This window comes from Deinococcus budaensis (genome assembly GCF_014201885.1).
Taxonomy (GTDB): Bacteria; Deinococcota; Deinococci; order Deinococcales; family Deinococcaceae; genus Deinococcus; species Deinococcus budaensis.
Window position 1 is genome coordinate 54,655 of sequence record NZ_JACHFN010000013.1, and the last position, 16,089, is coordinate 70,743.

General features: G+C 70.3%; 13 protein-coding genes and 1 tRNA gene. 7 read left to right on the plus strand and 7 right to left on the minus strand.

Translation table 11 applies throughout. The features are described 5' to 3' along the window. Window positions 1-301: 301 nt before the first annotated feature. A tRNA-Val gene (locus HNQ09_RS14790) sits at window positions 302-379 on the minus strand. Window positions 380-531: 152 nt separating this feature from the next. Here HNQ09_RS14790 and HNQ09_RS14795 point away from each other — a divergent pair. Together HNQ09_RS14795 and HNQ09_RS14800 are read left to right on the plus strand one after the other, a co-directional pair. Further along, window positions 532-957 (plus strand): helix-turn-helix domain-containing protein, encoded by a 426-nt coding sequence (locus tag HNQ09_RS14795; RefSeq protein WP_246363392.1) that lies wholly within the window; start codon window positions 532-534, stop codon window positions 955-957. A 2-nt stretch (window positions 958-959) separates the two neighbouring features. Continuing rightward, complete coding sequence (locus HNQ09_RS14800) at window positions 960-1,544, plus strand: VapC50 family PIN domain-containing toxin (protein ID WP_184030860.1); 585 nt, start codon at window positions 960-962, stop codon at window positions 1,542-1,544. A 4-nt stretch (window positions 1,545-1,548) separates the two neighbouring features. On the opposite strand, the gene HNQ09_RS18710 is transcribed toward HNQ09_RS14800, so the two are convergent. Genes HNQ09_RS18710 through HNQ09_RS14810 form a run of 3 tightly spaced genes read right to left on the minus strand, consistent with a single transcriptional unit; the run spans window position 1,549 to window position 2,252 of the window. Further along, entirely contained in the window at window positions 1,549-1,764 is a 216-nt protein-coding gene (locus HNQ09_RS18710) for an ankyrin repeat domain-containing protein (protein ID WP_221269876.1), read from the minus strand. 14 nt (window positions 1,765-1,778) lie between these two features. Next, entirely contained in the window at window positions 1,779-2,081 is a 303-nt protein-coding gene (locus HNQ09_RS18715) for an ankyrin repeat domain-containing protein (RefSeq protein WP_221269879.1), read from the minus strand. Window positions 2,082-2,084: 3 nt separating this feature from the next. Beyond that, window positions 2,085-2,252: a hypothetical protein gene (locus HNQ09_RS14810; protein ID WP_184030863.1), complete on the minus strand. Its 168-nt coding sequence runs from the start codon at window positions 2,250-2,252 to the stop codon at window positions 2,085-2,087. Window positions 2,253-2,497: 245 nt separating this feature from the next. On the opposite strand from HNQ09_RS14810, the gene HNQ09_RS14815 reads away from it, so the two are divergent. The 3 genes from HNQ09_RS14815 (at window position 2,498) to HNQ09_RS14825 (ending at window position 10,925) form a co-directional block, all read left to right on the plus strand. Then, on the plus strand, window positions 2,498-4,558 hold the full coding sequence (locus tag HNQ09_RS14815) for a hypothetical protein (protein WP_246363394.1): 2,061 nt from the start codon (window positions 2,498-2,500) through the stop codon (window positions 4,556-4,558). Between the two features lie 46 nt (window positions 4,559-4,604). Next, the gene (locus HNQ09_RS14820; protein WP_184030866.1) at window positions 4,605-7,295 is read left to right on the plus strand and encodes a GmrSD restriction endonuclease domain-containing protein; all 2,691 of its coding nucleotides are present in this window, start codon (window positions 4,605-4,607) and stop codon (window positions 7,293-7,295) included. 330 nt (window positions 7,296-7,625) lie between these two features. Beyond that, window positions 7,626-10,925 carry a diguanylate cyclase domain-containing protein gene (locus HNQ09_RS14825; RefSeq protein ID WP_184030876.1) on the plus strand — a complete coding sequence of 1,100 codons (3,300 nt, stop codon included), beginning with the start codon at window positions 7,626-7,628 and terminating at the stop codon, window positions 10,923-10,925. Between the two features lie 274 nt (window positions 10,926-11,199). Here the strand turns inward: HNQ09_RS14825 and HNQ09_RS14830 are convergent, their stop codons facing one another. Beyond that, entirely contained in the window at window positions 11,200-11,691 is a 492-nt protein-coding gene (locus HNQ09_RS14830; protein WP_184030879.1) for a hypothetical protein, read from the minus strand. 236 nt (window positions 11,692-11,927) lie between these two features. On the opposite strand from HNQ09_RS14830, the gene HNQ09_RS14835 reads away from it, so the two are divergent. Next, window positions 11,928-12,134 (plus strand): DUF433 domain-containing protein, encoded by a 207-nt coding sequence (locus HNQ09_RS14835; RefSeq protein WP_184030882.1) that lies wholly within the window; start codon window positions 11,928-11,930, stop codon window positions 12,132-12,134. Between the two features lies 1 nt (window position 12,135). Further along, on the plus strand, window positions 12,136-12,489 hold the full coding sequence (locus HNQ09_RS14840; RefSeq protein WP_184030885.1) for a DUF5615 family PIN-like protein: 354 nt from the start codon (window positions 12,136-12,138) through the stop codon (window positions 12,487-12,489). A gap of 379 nt (window positions 12,490-12,868) precedes the next feature. Here HNQ09_RS14840 and HNQ09_RS14845 read toward each other — a convergent pair whose 3' ends face one another. Both HNQ09_RS14845 and HNQ09_RS14850 read right to left on the minus strand, forming a co-directional pair. Beyond that, window positions 12,869-13,210 (minus strand): hypothetical protein, encoded by a 342-nt coding sequence (locus tag HNQ09_RS14845; protein WP_184030887.1) that lies wholly within the window; start codon window positions 13,208-13,210, stop codon window positions 12,869-12,871. Between the two features lie 292 nt (window positions 13,211-13,502). Beyond that, window positions 13,503-15,992: a hypothetical protein gene (locus HNQ09_RS14850; RefSeq protein WP_184030890.1), complete on the minus strand. Its 2,490-nt coding sequence runs from the start codon at window positions 15,990-15,992 to the stop codon at window positions 13,503-13,505. Window positions 15,993-16,089 lie beyond the last annotated feature (97 nt).

Genomic DNA, 16,089 nt, shown 5'->3' on the forward strand with positions numbered 1-16,089 from the left:
GGCTGGCCCCGGGTCCGCACCGTCATCGGACGCCAACCAGTGTGCCGCGCTCATCGGGTGGTCTCCCCTATCCAGACCGGCCTCCGCATGGGCCAGACGCTGCTTGTGGTCATGACTCCTTTACCATGCCACGTCCAGGCGTCATCCGGTGACGCAGATGCGCCTCCTCCCGGCAGACAAAGGGCGGACGGGTATGCATAGGTATCCGCATAAGAGCCCGTTGTCTGTCATTTGTCTGTCAACCCGCCCTGGCCCTCACGGGTAGCGAAAGGAAAAACCCCGGCTGAGCCGAGGTTCTGTGTGGTGGGCGGTATAGGATTTGAACCTACGACCCTTCGCGTGTGAAGCGAGCGTCGGGTCTCTTTTTCCGCCTCAGCCCGCCGCAAGACACCGTGTTTCTGGACTTTTTGGATGAGAGCGCCTCAGAGCTCACCCGTATGCAGCAGAGCGTTGTCTGTCAACGGTCGGTCAACGAGAGAAGGAGGTAAGCGGCACCATCTTGCACTTGTTGCACTTATGTCAGACTCAGGCATGATCGCCTCCTACCTTCCGGATCAGCAGGAACAGGCCCAGCTGATGGCCCTGGTGCAGGCCCTGGGTGAGCAGGACGGCACGCTGGAGCTCCGTATCCGTGGGCAGGCGGGAGGACTTGCGGTTTCGCCGACCCTCGCCCGCTTGCTTCAGGAAGCCGCGCAGGAGCTCGCCCGTGGTCACGCCGTCACCCTGATCCCCACCGAGCAGCACCTCTCCACCCACGAGGCGGCCCGCCTGCTGGACGTCAGCCGCCCGTTCCTCATCGCCCGGCTGCTGGACACCGGGAAGCTGCCCCACCACCGGGTGGGCAGTCATCGGCGCATCGCACTCTCGGACCTGCTGGCCTACCAGGCCGAGCAGGAGCGTCGCCAGGCCCTGGCCGACGAGCTGACCGCCGAGGCGCAGCAGATGGGCCTGTATTGACGGTGATCGGGCGAGTCTTCTGCGACGCCAACGTGCTGTACCCGTCCCTCCTGCGAGACCTGCTGATCCGGCTGGCTGGCGCTGACCTCGTGGAGCTGCGCTGGAGTGACGAGGTTCAGAACGAGTGGATCCGCAACCTGCTGGAGCACCGACCGGACCTCTCCCCAGCCGCCCTGGAGCGCACCCGCCAGCGGATGGAAGGAGCGGTGTCGGGTGCACGGGTCACCGGGTATGAACCCCGCGTCCCCACGTTGTCCCTGCCCGACCCGGAGGATCGTCATGTCCTGGCCGCGGCCATCACCGGCGAGGCGACCCATCTGCTGACCTTCAACCTCCGGGACTTTCCGGTGTCCATCCTCCAGCCCTACGGCATCACGCCTGTTCACCCGGATGCGGCCCTGCTCGCCTGGCTGCAAGAGTGGCCGCATGAGGTCGTGGCCGTGGTCAGGCGTCTGAGCACAGCCCTCCAGAGGCCGCCGATGAGCCCGCAGGCCGTGGCCGACGGTCTCGTCACCCTGAGCCTTCCGGTCAGCGCAGAGCGTCTCCGGTTCCTGCTGGAATCAGACGACACCCGGGAAGGTCTGTGACTTTTCAGCGTCCGCCCGCTTCTTTCAACAGGTGCACCATCGCCGCGTAGCCCCGCGACCGGGCATGCTCCAGGGCGGTCACCCCCTCGCCGTCGGGCAGGTTCGGGTCGGCCCCGGCCTCCAGCAGCAGCCGCACGATCTCAGCGTGCTGCGCTCCTCCGTCGCCCAGGATCACCGCCTCCAGCAGGGCGGTCCAGCCCAGGTGGGTGACATGGTCCACGTCGATCCCCGTCTTCAGGATCTCGCGGACGTACTCGACATGCCCCGGTCCGCTGCCGGGATCAAGGCCGTGCCGCCAAAGCGGTTGGTGCGCGTCAGATCGGGCCCCGCCCGCAGCACCTCGCGCAACATCGCCACGCTGCCCGTCTGGGCGGTCACGAGCAGGGCGTTGTTGCGGTCCGTGTCCTGCGGATCCGGGTCGGCCCCGGCGCCGACCAGCAGGCGGGCGACTTTCACCTGGTTTCCCAGCGCCGCGATGGTCAGGGCCGTACGGCCATCTGCACGACGGGCACCCGGCGAGGCGCCCTGACGCAGCAGGGTCTAGACGCGGGCGGCGTCGCCCACCTCGGCGGCGGCGAGAAGAGCGGTGTTCAGGGTGGTCTGGGTCATGCGGGACACTCCTGGAGGCGGGCTGCTCTGTCCACCCGCCTGCGCGGGCACCGGCGACAGCAGGGCGGCGAGCAGCAGAGGCAGACGCAACGCAGGCATGGCTGCATCATGCGACCTGACTGCAAGGAGCGTCCTCCAGCCGAGCCTCGTCGCCGAAGCTGAGAACGGCCCATCGCAGCGGTTCCCCTTGAACGCGAGGTATGCCAGCAGGGAGGCGCCTCGGCACCCGCTCTGAGCTCGCGCCGCGCAGATGTCCCTGATTCCTGGCAACGCGACGACATGTCGCCGTTCTCCGCACGGCAACCCCTCGGGTCTCCTCCCTGCCGATGCGGGAGACTGGGACCATGGCCCGGCTGCGCACGCCCGATGGACGTCCCCTCCACAACACCACGTCCAGCCTGCGGGTCTCGACTGGACCGGACCACGTTCAGGATCCCCCGGGCGGTCTCACGGCACACCCGGAGATGCTCGCCCCGTTCCTGGAAGCCTCGGGACGCCTGCTGGGGGAGCGGATGGACAAGGCCGAGCACGATGAAAGCCTGAGCGTCCGCGAGCAGGAGCAGGTCATCCAAAGCGTGCTCCTCGGCCAGGCGATCGTTCTGGGCCTGGAAGTCTACGCGGCGGGCCAGGACCGAGAACTGTTGGAGGTGCTGAACGACCTGGCCACCACCCTGGACCGGATCAACTCTCTCGGTCTGAGCTTCGTGCAGCGTTTGCCCGCCATCAACCAGGCGGCGAGGCTGGGCTGGCTCGAGGGCGTCTCGCTGCTAACGGACGAGTACCCTCACGCCGTTGCCTTGGTGCTGCAACAGGCGGCCCGGGCAGAAGTGGCCGTCAGCCCTGAGGCTCAGGCCCGACTGGAATGGGCGGGTTACCGCGCTCCGTTTCCCCTCAAGACCCCCCTGCATCCCAGCCGCGCCGCCCTGACGCCCCCGGCCACCCTGGAACCTGCCCACATGGCGAGGGAGCGCGACCTCCGGGAGCTCGCCCGGAGCCGCGTGGAAGGCGAACGGAACGCGGCCCTGCTCCTGCTCCATGTGAACGGCCGTGACCGTCTGGAAAACGCCCCCCTGCTGAGCGTTCTCGACACGGCGCAGATGCTGCTGCTGGCCTTGCACCGGCAGTGCCGGGAAGCCGGAGGGGACAGCAGCGTCACGGAGACGCTGCTGACTCTGCACGGGCAGCTGCACCAGGAGCTCGGCACACCGCACCTGCTGGGTACGCAGCGCTTCAAGCGGCAGCCGGACAGTGACGCCCAGACCCACACCTGGCGGGCCAGGCGTCTGCTGCGTGCCCTGCGCGCCGACCGGCACCGGGAACCCACGCCGCTGGAGCAGCAGCAGCAAGACACCCTGTGGGACGCCCTCCATGCCCTGGACCGGGACCTCGCCGCTGGGATCACGCCCGACGAGGACGAAAACCTCCGGGTGTGGCTCCTGCTGCTGGGCCTTCAGGGCCTGACCAGCACCTCCCGTGCTCCTGGGATGAACCTGCCGCCCATGGTGCAGCTGGCCGCACAGGTGTCTGGCCTCGATCCCCTCTGGGCGTGGGAGCGCACCCAGCCCCGCGGTCATCTCAGCACCGATCTGCGTGAGGAGCTCTTGCTGCTGATCCACTGCCTGCTGCTGCTGAGGCTGAAGGGCACCAGCTACTGGGAGACGTGGGGCCAGCCAGTCTGCCGCCTGACAGCGCTGGCGGCCGGGCACCTGTTCGCCACAGCGCGGCGCGCAGGCCTACGCCTGCCGGAGCAGCCGCTGCTGGAGACGTTCTTCGGGCAGTTCGGCTCGCTGCGTGCCCTGCCGCTGTCAGACACCGAGTGGAAGCGCGCCGAGAGAACCCGCATGGAGGCGATGCGGGCCGCCGTAGATACCCTGCAGGCTCAGGGCGAGCAGGAGACGCCGGAGACCTCGATCACCGAGGCGGTTCCTGTGCCGGAATCAGGGAAGCAGGGCGCTTCCGCTGTGGTGCCAGTTTCGAAGCCGGAAGAAGACGTCACGAGGCTGCCTCCTCACGTCCTGGCCGCGAGGGAGCGGCTCTCCGGTCAGCGCGTGGTGTTGCTTGGCGGCGTGCCCAGTCCGCCGCATCAGGCGGCGCTGGTCAGGGCGCTGGAGCTCAGGGAACTGGACTGGATCGGGAGTGAGGAGTACCAGCATGGCCTTCACGCCCGGACCCGCGTGACACAGGACACGGCCCTCGTCATCCTGGCGATCCGCTGGATGGCGCACGCCCACAACGCGCTGCGGGACGTGGCCCGGGAGATGGGCGTGCCCTTCGTGATGCACCCGGGTGGTCTCTCGCCCAGCAGCGTGGCCTGGCAGGTGATGCAGCAGGCCAGTGAACAACTGGGAAGGTGCGCCACAGGGACCAGCCCGGCGGAAACGCCCGGGCCTTCAGCATTCGGCTGACGCATCTGCGTCCTGCCCGGCTCCCCGTCTCCCCTACCATGGCCGGGTGAAGCCGTTCACGTACGTCCTGCTGGATCTGTTCAGCGCCTCCCAGCGCTACGTCATCCCCATCTACCAGCGCCGCTACGTCTGGACGAGGGACCGCCAGTGGGCTCCCCTGTGGCAGGACATCCGCTCCCGCGCGGACAAGGTCCTGGCCCGTGAACGGCACATCCAGCCGCACTTCCTGGGCGCGGTGGTCGTCTCCCGGCTGGAGACCTACGGTCACCAGCTCACCGCCTTCGACGTCATCGACGGCCAGCAGCGCCTCACGACCTTCCAGGTCTTCCTCGCCGCCTTCCGGGACGCCCTGCAGGGCCATTACCCCGTGATGCACGACGAGGCCGCCCGCTTCCTGGTCAACGAGGGCCTCAAGGCCTCCCCCGAGGAGCGCTTCAAGGTCTGGCCCACCCGTTTCGACCAGCCCACTTTCGAGCAGGTGGTCGAGCGCGGGGATCCAGCTGCCCTCACGTTGGAAGTAGAGCAGGCCCGCGACGAGATCCGGCACGTGCCCAACCTGCTCGCCGCCTACGTCTACTTCCACGGCGAGTTGCAAGCCTGGCTGGGTGAAGATCCACAGACCCTGAGAGAACGGGCCGACGCGCTGCTGACCGCCATGCGCCGGTACCTGCAGGTGGTCCGCATCGACCTGGAGGAGGACGACGACCCGCAGGTCATCTTCGAGACGCTCAACGCGCGCGGCGAGCCGCTGCAGCCCGCGGACCTGGTGCGCAACCACGTCTTCAACGAGGCGGCTCGGCGGGGAGAGGACGTCGAGGCGCTGTTCCGCACCTACTGGGCGCCCTTCGATGAGGACGGCGGGTTCTGGCGGCAACGCTCCACCCGCGGACGCGTCACCCGTGATCAGCTCACCTGGTTCCTGACCTACTTCCTGACCGTGCAGCAGGGGCGCGAGGTCACGGACGGCACGATCTTCGACGAGTTCAAGCGCTGGTGGAGCGCGCGGGACGGCAGTGTCGCGTCGGGTCTGGCCGTGCTGGTGGAGTATGCCCACGCCTACGAGCAGTGGATGCAGGCCCCGCCCACCACCCGTCTGGGTGTGGTCCGTCGCCGCCTGGACGCGATGGACCTCAGCACCCTGACTCCCCTGCTGCTGTGGCTGCTCACGCGCGAAGACCTCCCGCCCGCGGAACTTCGAGCGGCGCTGGACGACCTGGAGAGCTTCACGGTCCGGCGCTTCGTCGTCGGGCTGGGCAGCAAGAACTACAACCAGCTGTTCCTGCACCTACTTCAGGCCCTGCGCGCGGGCGGCCCGGTCCAGGAGACCGTCCGGGCGCAGCTGCTGCGGCGCGGTGGCGAGAGTGTCCGCTGGCCGGGGGACGACGAGGTCCGCACGGAACTCGTCACCGCCCCCACCTACAAGCGCCTGCGGCCCCGCGGCGTCGGCATGCTGCTGGAGGCGGTGGAGATGCAGCTCACCACCGACCGGCAGGAGCAGCTGATCTTCGCCGCGCCCCCCACGGTGGAGCACGTTCTGCCGCGCCGCTGGCGCCAACACTGGCCGCCCCCGGCTCCCCGGGACGGTGTGGCGGACGTGGCCGCCTGGCGTGACGCCCGGCTGCAGAACCTCGGGAACCTCACCCTGATCCGCGGCACCCTGAACAGCAGCGTCTCCAACAAGGGCTACGACGTGAAGCGCCCGGCGCTGGCCGAGCAGAGCGCCCTGCGGCTCAACACCCTCTTCCAGCATCAGCGCCACTGGGACGAGGACGTGATCGAGACCCGCGCCCGTGACCTGGCCGAGCAGATCGTGCGGATCTGGCCTGTCCCGACCCAGGTGGCCCAGCCGAGCCTGGCGGAAGCCCCGCAGGCGACCCCCGCACTCTCCAGCAGCCTCGACGCGGTCATCGAGGATCTGAAGGCCCGCCCGCCGCACCGCTGCGTCCTGCGCGACACCGACGCGGGCGCGGAACTCACCGTGGACGGCTGGTCCAGGAGCTACAAGTTCCTGGTGCAGGAAGACGGCGAGGAGGGCCTTGGGCTGGTCTTCCGCGAGGAACACGGCCAGCAGTCGGACAAGAAGGCCCAGGCCCAGCAACTCCTGATGGAGGTGGGGGCGCAGGTCGAGCTGGTGTTCAACGAGTATGCGGTGAGCACCTCGGCGCACCAGGTCGTCGTCTCGTTCCCGGGTGACGTCGGCGCCGGCCAGGTCCGCCGGGCCCTCACCCGGCTGCTGAACCTCGTGCTTCGCCTCCGCGCCCGGAAGGTGGTGCCCCCCGAAGGCAAGATGCCCGAGCTCGACGCCCTGGCGAGGGAAGTGTGGTCTCACCTGCCCCCGGGCTACTACCTGCACGGCTCGGACATGGGCAAGGGCCTCACCTACCGCCGCATCCCGAACGTGGCTTGGCCGGTAGAGGTCCACTACGAGCTGAGCTGGAGTGCGAAGGACCGGCAGTTGAAGGTCGGACTCGACGTGGAACTCGGCAGTGAGCGGCCCGAACGCGAGCGGTTCGTCGCCGCCTGGCGGCCGCTGGTGCAGGAGGTGCAGGACCACTTCCCGCAACTGCAGATGCAAGGGAGTGGCCCCAGTCAGGACCAGGTCTATATGAACCTGAAGCTGGCCTTGCCCGCCGAGACACCTGTCCCGGAGATCGCCGACACCCTGGAGCGGCTCATCGCCCTGACCGAGGCGCAGGTGACGGGCGCTCTGGTTTCGCCGGAAGCGACCCCCGCATAGTCCGCCGACCACCGATGTCTTGCGGATGAGGGAGGGCGACCGGGTCGGTGGGCCCCATCGAGTCGGGCGTCGGCTGACCTCAGCGTCTCTGCGAAGGAGGCCCGGCTACGCTGGCAGAACGCGGACGTCTCCGGCCTGAGCTCTGCGACAAGCGTGAGCCTCCGCAAAGACGGTGAGGAGGCTGAGCGCCGTCGCCCGCTCACGCACGCCGGTCAGCCCGGTGCCGCTTCTGCCCATGGCCAGCCCCAGCGACTCCGCATCGAGCGTCCCGGGACGTTCACGCAATTTCTGGAACCACCGGGCCCATCAATCCTTCACAATAGAGGCAGCATGACGCAGCCAGCGAGCCGGGACGACCTCACTCGGCTCCCCACCCGTACCGCGTTCGAGGCGGAGCTGCGCCGGCGCCTCTCGGACGGTGGCTGCTGCACGCTGCTGCTGTGTGACCTCGACTACCTCAAACTGATCAACGACACCTTCGGACATCTGGCGGGCGACGAGGCGCTGCGGATCTTGGCCCAGACCCTGCAGGCCCAGCTGCGCCCGGGCTGGCAGGTGTACCGGCTGGGCGGCGACGAATTCGCCGTGCTGGCAGCCGCGCCCAAAGCGGCACTCGCCGAATGGGGTCAGGACGTGATCCACCGTCTCAGTCGGCGGCCCGACCGGTCGCTGCGCGTGAGCATGGGGGTCGCGGCCTGGCAGGCGGGTATGGACGGCCCCCTGGCGCTCTTCGCGCTGGCCGACGCCCGGTTGCTGACGGCCAAGCGCCTGGGCCGGGGTCAGGTGGTGGACGAGAACACGGCCTCCGGGGCGGGGCCTGACCGCGGCCCTTCCCGGCTGCTGGAACGGGACGAGGCCCGGGCACAGACGGTGGCCGTGTTGCAGCGGGCCCTCTCCGTGCCGGGCACCCGCCTGACCGTGCAGGCCCCGCCTGGAGGGGGCCTGACCGCCTTTCTCCGCGAGGCGAACCTGATCGCCCAGACCCTGGGCTACCAGACGCTGCAGGTGCAGGGAGATCCCCTGCGGGCGGCACGGCAGCACGACGCCTGGGAGGGCGCCACGTTGAATGGCGTGCCCCTCCGGGGCTCCATCGGTGCGGCGCTGCGGGAAGGCCGGGCCGGAGCACCCCTGGCGGCCTTGCTCGACGCCCCGGAACACCTCAGCGCTTCTGCCCTGGCTGAACTCGCTCCGCTGCTGTCGGGGGCGCAGGTCGTCCTGACCGGACAGGCGCTCGGGCCGCTGGGCGGCGCGGGAGCAGCGCCGGGGCCTCACCTGCTGACCCTGCCCCCGCTCACGCACCGGGCCGTTCTGGCGCTGGCCGAGGCGCAGGTGGGGCCACTGGGCGAGGGGGGAGCGGCGTGGCTGCTGCGGCAGGTCCAGGGCCTGCCCGCCCGGCTCGGCCCGCAGCTCTCGGCCCTGCGGCTCGAAGCGGAGTTGCGCGGTCAGAGCGTCGTGGCGCTCACCCAGGGCCGTCCCCAGGACTGGGAAGGCGCGGTCGCCCGGCATGTCCCGCCTGGGCACCCGCCGCCCCAGCCCCACCTGTACGGCCGGGCAGCGGAGATGCAGGACGCGGCGCGGCAGCTCGGCGGGCATGCGCTCCTGACCCTCACAGGACCTGCCGGGCGGGGCAAGACGCGTCTGGCCCGGCAACTGCTGGCCGAACTGGGCAGGCAGTATCCGGGCGGCGCGCACGAGGTTCCGCTCCGGGGCGTGCGGCTGCCTGAGGTGGCTCTGGCCCGGATCAGCGAGGCGTTGCTCGGCACGGCGGTCGCCCCCGCGGGTGTGGAGACCGTGACCCGGCTGCTGGGCCGGCGGCCGACCCTGCTGCTGCTCGACGACGCCGCGCCCTATACCCTTCCCGCCCGGCTGATCGAGGCGATGCTGGCACGCAGCCCGGGCACCCGCCTCATCGTGACGGCGCGCGCGCCCCTTGGCGTCCAGGGAGAAGCTTCCCTGACGCTCGCTCCTCTGCCAGACGACCAGCTGCGGGCAGCGCTGGCCGCGCAGGCGGACCCTATGGACGAGGGCGCCCTCGACGTCCTGACCCGGTACGCGGCGGGCGAGCCGGACACCCTGGCGGCCCTGTTGCCCCTGGTCCGGATGTTCGGACTGAGGGGCGCGGCCGAGCACCTGGAGCGCAGCGGGCGGTCGCGGCAGGCCGGCGCTGGCCCGTGGCCGGAACTCGGCTCGCCGGAGCGGCGTGTGCTGGCGGCCCTGAGCACCTTTGGCGGTCCTTTCGACCTGCCCTGGGCCGGACAGGTGTCGGAAGGCTCGTCCTTCCTGCTCTCCGCGCTGATTCACCGGCACATGCTGCTGCCCGTGGGGGGCGGGCTCTACCGCCTTCCAGAACAACTCCTGGACCAGAGTCGGGCCTATCTGCGCCGGCGCCCCGCCCTCCTCAGGCGCGTCCACGAACGCGGCCTGAGCCGGGCCCAGGCCGTCTTGCGGGCCCATCCGACGGAAAGCGCGGCGTGGTTCGGCCATCTGGACACCCACTACCCCACGCTGCGGGCGCTGCTCGCCGGGCGGCTGCACTCCCCCACGCCGCCTGACCCGGCCCTGGTGCGCACGGTGCTGCAGCTCACGTCCTACCGCCTGACCCGCGCCTACCTGTATGACGCCCGTGAGGACCTGCAGGCCGCCCTCCAGGGGCTTGCCCACGGCCCTGGCGACCCGGACGCGGCGCTGCAGGCGGCCCTGCAACTCGCGCTCGCGTCCACCCTCCAGCGCCTGGGCGACCACGCGCATGCCTTTGCCCTGGCCAGCGAGGCCCGTGCCCGCGCCGAGACCCTGGGCGACCTCCCGCTGCTGGGGGCCGCCCTGCTCACCGAGGCGCGCATTCTGCACCGCCGCAGCGCCTACCGCGACGCGTACGCCCTGTTTGCCCGCGTCCGGACCGAAGTGCAGGAAGCCGGACGGCCGCACCTCCTCGTCCGTGCCCTGGGGGGCATGGCCCGCAGCGCCGTGTATCTGGGAGAGCTGGACGGCGCGCACCGGGACGTGCAGGAAGCGCTGCGGCAGGCCGCTGTCCTGGACCGTCCCCGCCTGCGCGCCGAGCTGCTGAACACGGCGGGCCTGATCGCCATTGAACGCCGCGACCTCGGGGCCGCGCAGGCCCTGATGGAACAGGCCCTGGCGCTGCATGAGACGTACGGCGGACGCGAGGGCCAGACCCTGAACCTGACCGGCCTCGCCTGGGCGGCGCTGCTGCGCGGCGACCCTGCCCTGAGCCTGCAGCACAGCGGGCGGGTGCTGCAGCGGGCGCAGGACTCGGGGCAGAGCTGGGAAGTCGCCAACGCCATGGTCAACCTCGGGCACGCCCTGGCCCGGCTCGGCCGGCTGGACGAGGCCCGCGCCCGCCACCAGGAAGCGGCTCGCCTCGCCACGCACTGCGACGCGCCCTCGGTGGTGGCCGAGGCGCTGGGCGGCCTGGCCGACGTGCTGGCACGCGAGCACCGGCTGGGCGAAGCCCGCGCCCTGCTGGACCTGGCCCTGACCCATCCCGGTGCCAATGCCGAGGTCCACAGCTTTTTCGGCCCGCTGCGCCGCATGCTTGACCCTCACCCTGCAGCATTGCTTCCCCAGGAGCTGCTGCCCCTGTTGGGGGCGAACCAGACCAGCGGCCCCTGAGGCGTAGAACACCGCGCGGCCACAGCATGCCGGCACCGCCTCCCCGGACGACTTTGGGGCATCGGAGACGACTCACGGGCCCAGGTCCCGAGGAGCGGCGCGTTCCGCACGCCTCCGCGCGGCAACCAGAGCAGAAGGAAGCTCAAGCCTCGAGGAGTGTCGCTCGGCCACGACGTAGATACCCCATATGCGGACGTATCCAGTCAGGCCAGCCACCAGGTTCGTCTGGAGGCCCGAACATCGGCGGGGAGCCGCGACGCCCGCACTTGGATCATCACGGGGCCAGGCGCAGGGTGTACTGGCGCAGCGCCTCACCGTGCAACAGGCAGGTGCGCACGGCGCGGAGGTCACGGCAGTAGTCGCCCATGATGCTGTTGTCCGTGTCGCTGACCTCAGGCCGTAAGCGGCGGACCGCCTCCACCACAGCGCGTGCGGGAACCTCGTCCTCTGCGGCACCGTCGTGGGCGGCCACGTGGATGAAGCGGATCCAGCCCTCGTAGACGTATCCCGGCGCGGCCAGGCCGCTCAGGCTTGCCGTGTACTGGGGGACCCCGCCCCTGGCCCGGAGTGCCACCGCCGAGGCCATGGAGGTGGGCTTGTCGAAAGGAAGCGCACGGGTGTGCACGGCATGGGCCACCAGGGCGCGTGCGGCGCGGCGGCTGAAGCCCGCGGCCACCAGTGCCTGCTCGACCTCGGTGCGCTCCAAGGTTTCTGGAAGGTGCGGTGCCTTATGGGGCGCAGTGGTCAGGTCATGATCCTGGGTCATATGCTCACGGTAACGGGCCCTGAATTTTCCGTCGGACGGAAGGGTGCTGATACTGGAATACCCCAGTCGGCGCGCCGATGAACCGACAGGTATCGAAGCCTGCCCTCATAGCGAGAGGAGGTTATCTATGAGTCCAGTCCAACTCCCCCCGTGTCCATCCCCCTCGTTCGCCAACGCATGGGCGAAAGCGGAGCTGCTCCTACAGCCCTATGAGCCTGCACCGGTGCACTGAGCCCATGAGCCTCCTGGACCGGATGACCGTCGACCCGCGGCAATGCGGTGGGCGCCCCTGCATCCGGGTCAGCGACATCCTCGACCTTCTGGGTCAGGGCGTCCCTGAGACGGAAATCCTGAACGACTACCCCGACCTCGAGCGCGAGGACATCCACGCGGCCCTGCTGTATGCCGCGCGCTACCTGAATCATCCGCGTCTGAGCGCCTGACATGCCGGGAGGTCCCTCCTGGCTGGACGCGCAGCTCCCGCCACAGCTCGCCCCCTGGCTGACCGAGACCTTCGGCGTGCCGGCCTGCAGCGCGAGCGACCTGGGTTACCGGGACGCCGGCGACGACGAGATCTTCCAGGCGGCCCGAGCTGCCGGGGCGGTGGTCGTGTCTAAGGGCAGCGACTTCCTCGACCGGGTGACTCGGCTGGGGCCTCCCCCGCACCTGCTCTACGTCACCTGCAGGAACACCAGCACCCGAGCCCTCTGGGAGGTGTTCATCCGGGTGTTCCCCGAGGCGCACCGGTTGCTGGAGCAGGGTGAAGCCGTCGTGGAAATCGGTGACCGGCAGGGTTGACCGGGCCGCCGGGGAGCACGGATCTCTCGTATGTATTCGATACTTCCTGACCCATGTGAACAGGGACGAGCCCGTCACGTGTTCGCCCCGTCCACATGGGCACGACCCTGCCTTCCCCGCTTCGCACTCTCCCCCGGGTCGTCGGGAACAGGACTCGCCCCGCGCCCGCACACCTCTCCCCTGGCTCAGGCTTCTTCGTCTGGCGAACAGGTGTGCGCCAACTGCACGGCCAGATCGGACAGGGCGCTGCGCTGCGTCCGGCCGGCCAGGTCGAGCGACTCCCGGGTGCGTGGGTCCACAGCCTCCAAGACTCCCCGTGCTGCAGCAAGGCCAGACGCGGGGGGCCGAGCGCAGGCTTGGTGCCCCGGGCCAGGGCCTGTCACTCCACGTCCGTGAGCAGGTGGCCCGTGACGCGCGCCACCGTGCGGTAAACGAGGAACAGCGCGTGGTGGTCGAGCACGTGCGGGTAGGCCAGGTTCGCGCACTGCACCGCATCGTCGAGTTCGGCCGCCGCGCGCCGCAGGCGGGTCGGCAGATTGAAGCCGGGCGATACGGTCTGCTGGACTAGGGTGAGCACCGCGCGGACGCTGGTCGGGGCGGCGCGGGAACCGTTCTCCCGCAGGTCGTGCGGGGCACAGGCCGCCGGGCCCTCTGTGCGCCGAGCGTCGGCAGCAACTGTCTGGAGGGCGTCGAGGTGAGCGGGCGTGTGGTTCGTGGACATCTCCCCAAACTCTCGCTGCTCCCCAAACATCGCACCGCCTGCCCGGAACCTGTCTCATGAAAAAGCCGGGGACTCTGGTCCTCGGCTTTCCGCCCGGTGTTCTGGCCATGTCCCCGAGCAGTCCCTCCAGGTCCTCGAGCAGCTCGTCCACCACGGCATCCAGCAGACCGAGGTGCGCTCGGGCGGTCCGCGCCGGTACGAGCGCTCCGAGCACACACGGTGTTTCGACGAGCATGTCGCGCATCCGCCTCTCCACGCCCCGACGGTCGGCGCGGAGGTCCCGCAGCAGCGCTCAGTCTCGGTCTCGCCCCGTGTGACATCGCTCCCCAGATGTCGCCCTCGTGCCGCCGTGTCCTGGGGCAGCGACCGCCGACTCCGCAGCGAGCTGATCCACGCCCCGAGCCCGGTCCAACGCCGCCCGCACCGCGGCTGCGGTCACGACCCCGTCGGTCCGGTAGCCGCGCCAGCCGACGGGCAGCAACGCCAGCCACCTGACTTCCAGCGCCGGGTCAGCAAGCTTGCGGGCCGCCTCCGTCTGTCCCAGCCGCCCAGCCTGGCGGGCGAGGGCATCGAGGAAGTGGCGACCGTCACGCAGGTGCCCGGGCGCCGCGGGTTCTTCGGGAACAGGACGGCCGACCGCCTCCTTCAGCGCCGAATCCTGTTCCAGGAGCTGCGCCGCCTGCAGGACGAGGGCCCCGTCCGGGTCGACGCCGCGCCGATAGGCCTCGAACACCGGGCCGAGGTTCTGCCGCCAGAAGGGCCCACGCTCCTCGACCGCGAGGTCACGGGCGAGCGGTGCCCTGCCCAGCCGCTCCGCCTCTTCCGCGAGGGCGGTGGCGAAGGCCGACCAGGTTCGTTCGCGCGTGAACTCCTTGACCGTGATCCGCAGCAGTTGCAGCAGTCCGGGGCTCAACGGTGTGCCGTTCTGCAAGGCAGCTTCGAGGGTCGGCCGCAGCCTCGGACTGACCCTCGACAACATCTGTGGGTGGCTCCGGACGAGGACCAGCAGTTCCGGCGGAACCGGGCGGAGTTCGGGAGCCTTCGGCGGCACCGGCGCAGATTCTGGCAAGGAGGCAGGACGCTCGGGTCGATGCGGCGATACGTCAGGAAGGCGGGGGCTTGCCGGTTGTGCCAGGGCGTGTACGACTTCCTCGAAGGTCGAGAGGGAGACCGCACGCTGAGGACCGAGCGGCGGCGTGAGCATCGCGCGGGCCGTCGGCGAGAGGCGGGCTTGCAACGTGGGCCACCGTTCCTGCACCTCGGCGATCACCCGGGGCGGCAGCACGATGGTCCCCACGTCCCGGCGGGACCTGTGCTGCCGCAACACCCTCACCACGCTGGGCACATCCACGGCACGGCCTTGCAGGAAGTCGGCGTAGGGCCCGCTCAGCGCGCTCAGCCATGACAGGGAATGGCTCGTCTTCGCGACGGTCGTTTCGACCCGCCGCTGGAGAGCCAGGGTCCATACCAGCTGCAGGAAGGTGTCCGAGCGGCGCAGGGCCGGTTCGGGCTGGGGGTTGAGCAGAGGCTGGGTCAGCCGCTGCAGCGACCAGCAGACCTCGCCGCTCAGAGGACGGCCGCTCTCGAGCACGGCGATCAGCTTGCCGCGGTTGGCCCGTTCCAGGGCAACCCGCAGCAGCTCCCCATCCAGGTGATGGTCCGTCGCAGCCGACCAGACCCTCAGGGCATGCCCCGCCCATCGCCGCTCGCGCTCCTCGTTCGCCTCGCGCACGGCCCGGTCGAGTTCCCGGCAGTCGTCGGCGCTCAGGAGAGCACGGCCCGAACGCAACCCAGGCCATACGCGATCGGCCGTCTCCGGAGACAGGAACCGCCGCACCTCGTCCCAGCGGTCCACGGCCTCTCGTTGCGGAGCGGTGGGGCGGCCCCTGGACGGTAGCGTGGCCGCAACGGCCCGCTGCGGCTTCGCGGCCCTAGCCAGCCGCTCCCGGGACTGCGCATGCCGCTCGGCACTCTGCACGGCGTCCTCGATCGCGCGCCGCAGGTAGGACGCGACCGGCACCTGGCCGTCCTCCAATGCGCGGAGCACGAACGAACGGGTGAACGCCGGCAGGGCGCCGATCACCTCGTCCAGGTGGGCTCGCGCGCGGCTGCGGAGGGCGGCAGACAGGGGAAGATCCGGCTCCGCGGGAGCGGGCGGTGGTGGTTGCGGCGAGCGCAGCGCCAGGTCCTGGCCACGCTGCAACAACGTGGCGTACAACGTGGGCGACAAGGGCTGACCGGCGGCGCGGAGCCGGTCCAGGGCCTGCTGCTGTGTCCGGGTGAGCTGCGCCCGAGCCCGCAGTCGTGCGTCGGTGAGATAGCCCAGGGCCGCGCGGCGCAGGTACGCATCGTAGTCGAGCTGTCCGTCGTCCAGCCAGGCACTGTGCTGGCGGTAGTGGGGCAGGTCGCGCAACAGGCCCCGCAGGCTGTTGCCGTAGCCTCGGGCCCTCTCCACGCCCAGGACATGCTCGAAGATGCAGCTGCTGCCCACCGGCCCCTGGACCGACCCGTCGGCACAGCGCACGTGGAAGGCGTACTGCCTGCGCGACCCTATCCCACAGACGACGCAACCGAGCGCGGCGGTGGGCTCGCCGGCGTCGACGACGCTGAAGTTGGCGGGGTCGAGCAGGAAGTCGTGCCGCCGACCGCGAGCCCGGAAGAAGGCGGGAACGTGCGCGGGCGGCAGGTCCGGGCGCAGCTCGGAGGCGACTTTTTCCAGCACCGCCCCGAACTCGGGATGGGCGGCCAGATTGTGGCGTTCGAGGGGACCGGGTGTGGCCATGGGATCCGTTCCATTGTCCGCCATCCATGCCGGACAGGGGCCGCACATCTGTGCGGTGCGCTTCGTGCACGCTCAGGACTCCGACACCGGGAGGTTC

Coding starts and splice junctions, on each gene's coding strand:
- HNQ09_RS14795 (WP_246363392.1), top strand. CDS start 532: ATGATCGCCTCCTACCTTCCGGATCAGCAGGAACAGGCCCAGCTGATG.
- HNQ09_RS14810 (WP_184030863.1), bottom strand. CDS start 2,252: ATGCCTGCGTTGCGTCTGCCTCTGCTGCTCGCCGCCCTGCTGTCGCCG.
- HNQ09_RS14815 (WP_246363394.1), top strand. CDS start 2,498: ATGGCCCGGCTGCGCACGCCCGATGGACGTCCCCTCCACAACACCACG.
- HNQ09_RS14825 (WP_184030876.1), top strand. CDS start 7,626: ATGACGCAGCCAGCGAGCCGGGACGACCTCACTCGGCTCCCCACCCGT.
- HNQ09_RS14830 (WP_184030879.1), bottom strand. CDS start 11,691: ATGACCCAGGATCATGACCTGACCACTGCGCCCCATAAGGCACCGCAC.
- HNQ09_RS14835 (WP_184030882.1), top strand. CDS start 11,928: ATGAGCCTCCTGGACCGGATGACCGTCGACCCGCGGCAATGCGGTGGG.
- HNQ09_RS14840 (WP_184030885.1), top strand. CDS start 12,136: ATGCCGGGAGGTCCCTCCTGGCTGGACGCGCAGCTCCCGCCACAGCTC.
- HNQ09_RS14845 (WP_184030887.1), bottom strand. CDS start 13,210: ATGTCCACGAACCACACGCCCGCTCACCTCGACGCCCTCCAGACAGTT.
- HNQ09_RS14850 (WP_184030890.1), bottom strand. CDS start 15,992: ATGGCCACACCCGGTCCCCTCGAACGCCACAATCTGGCCGCCCATCCC.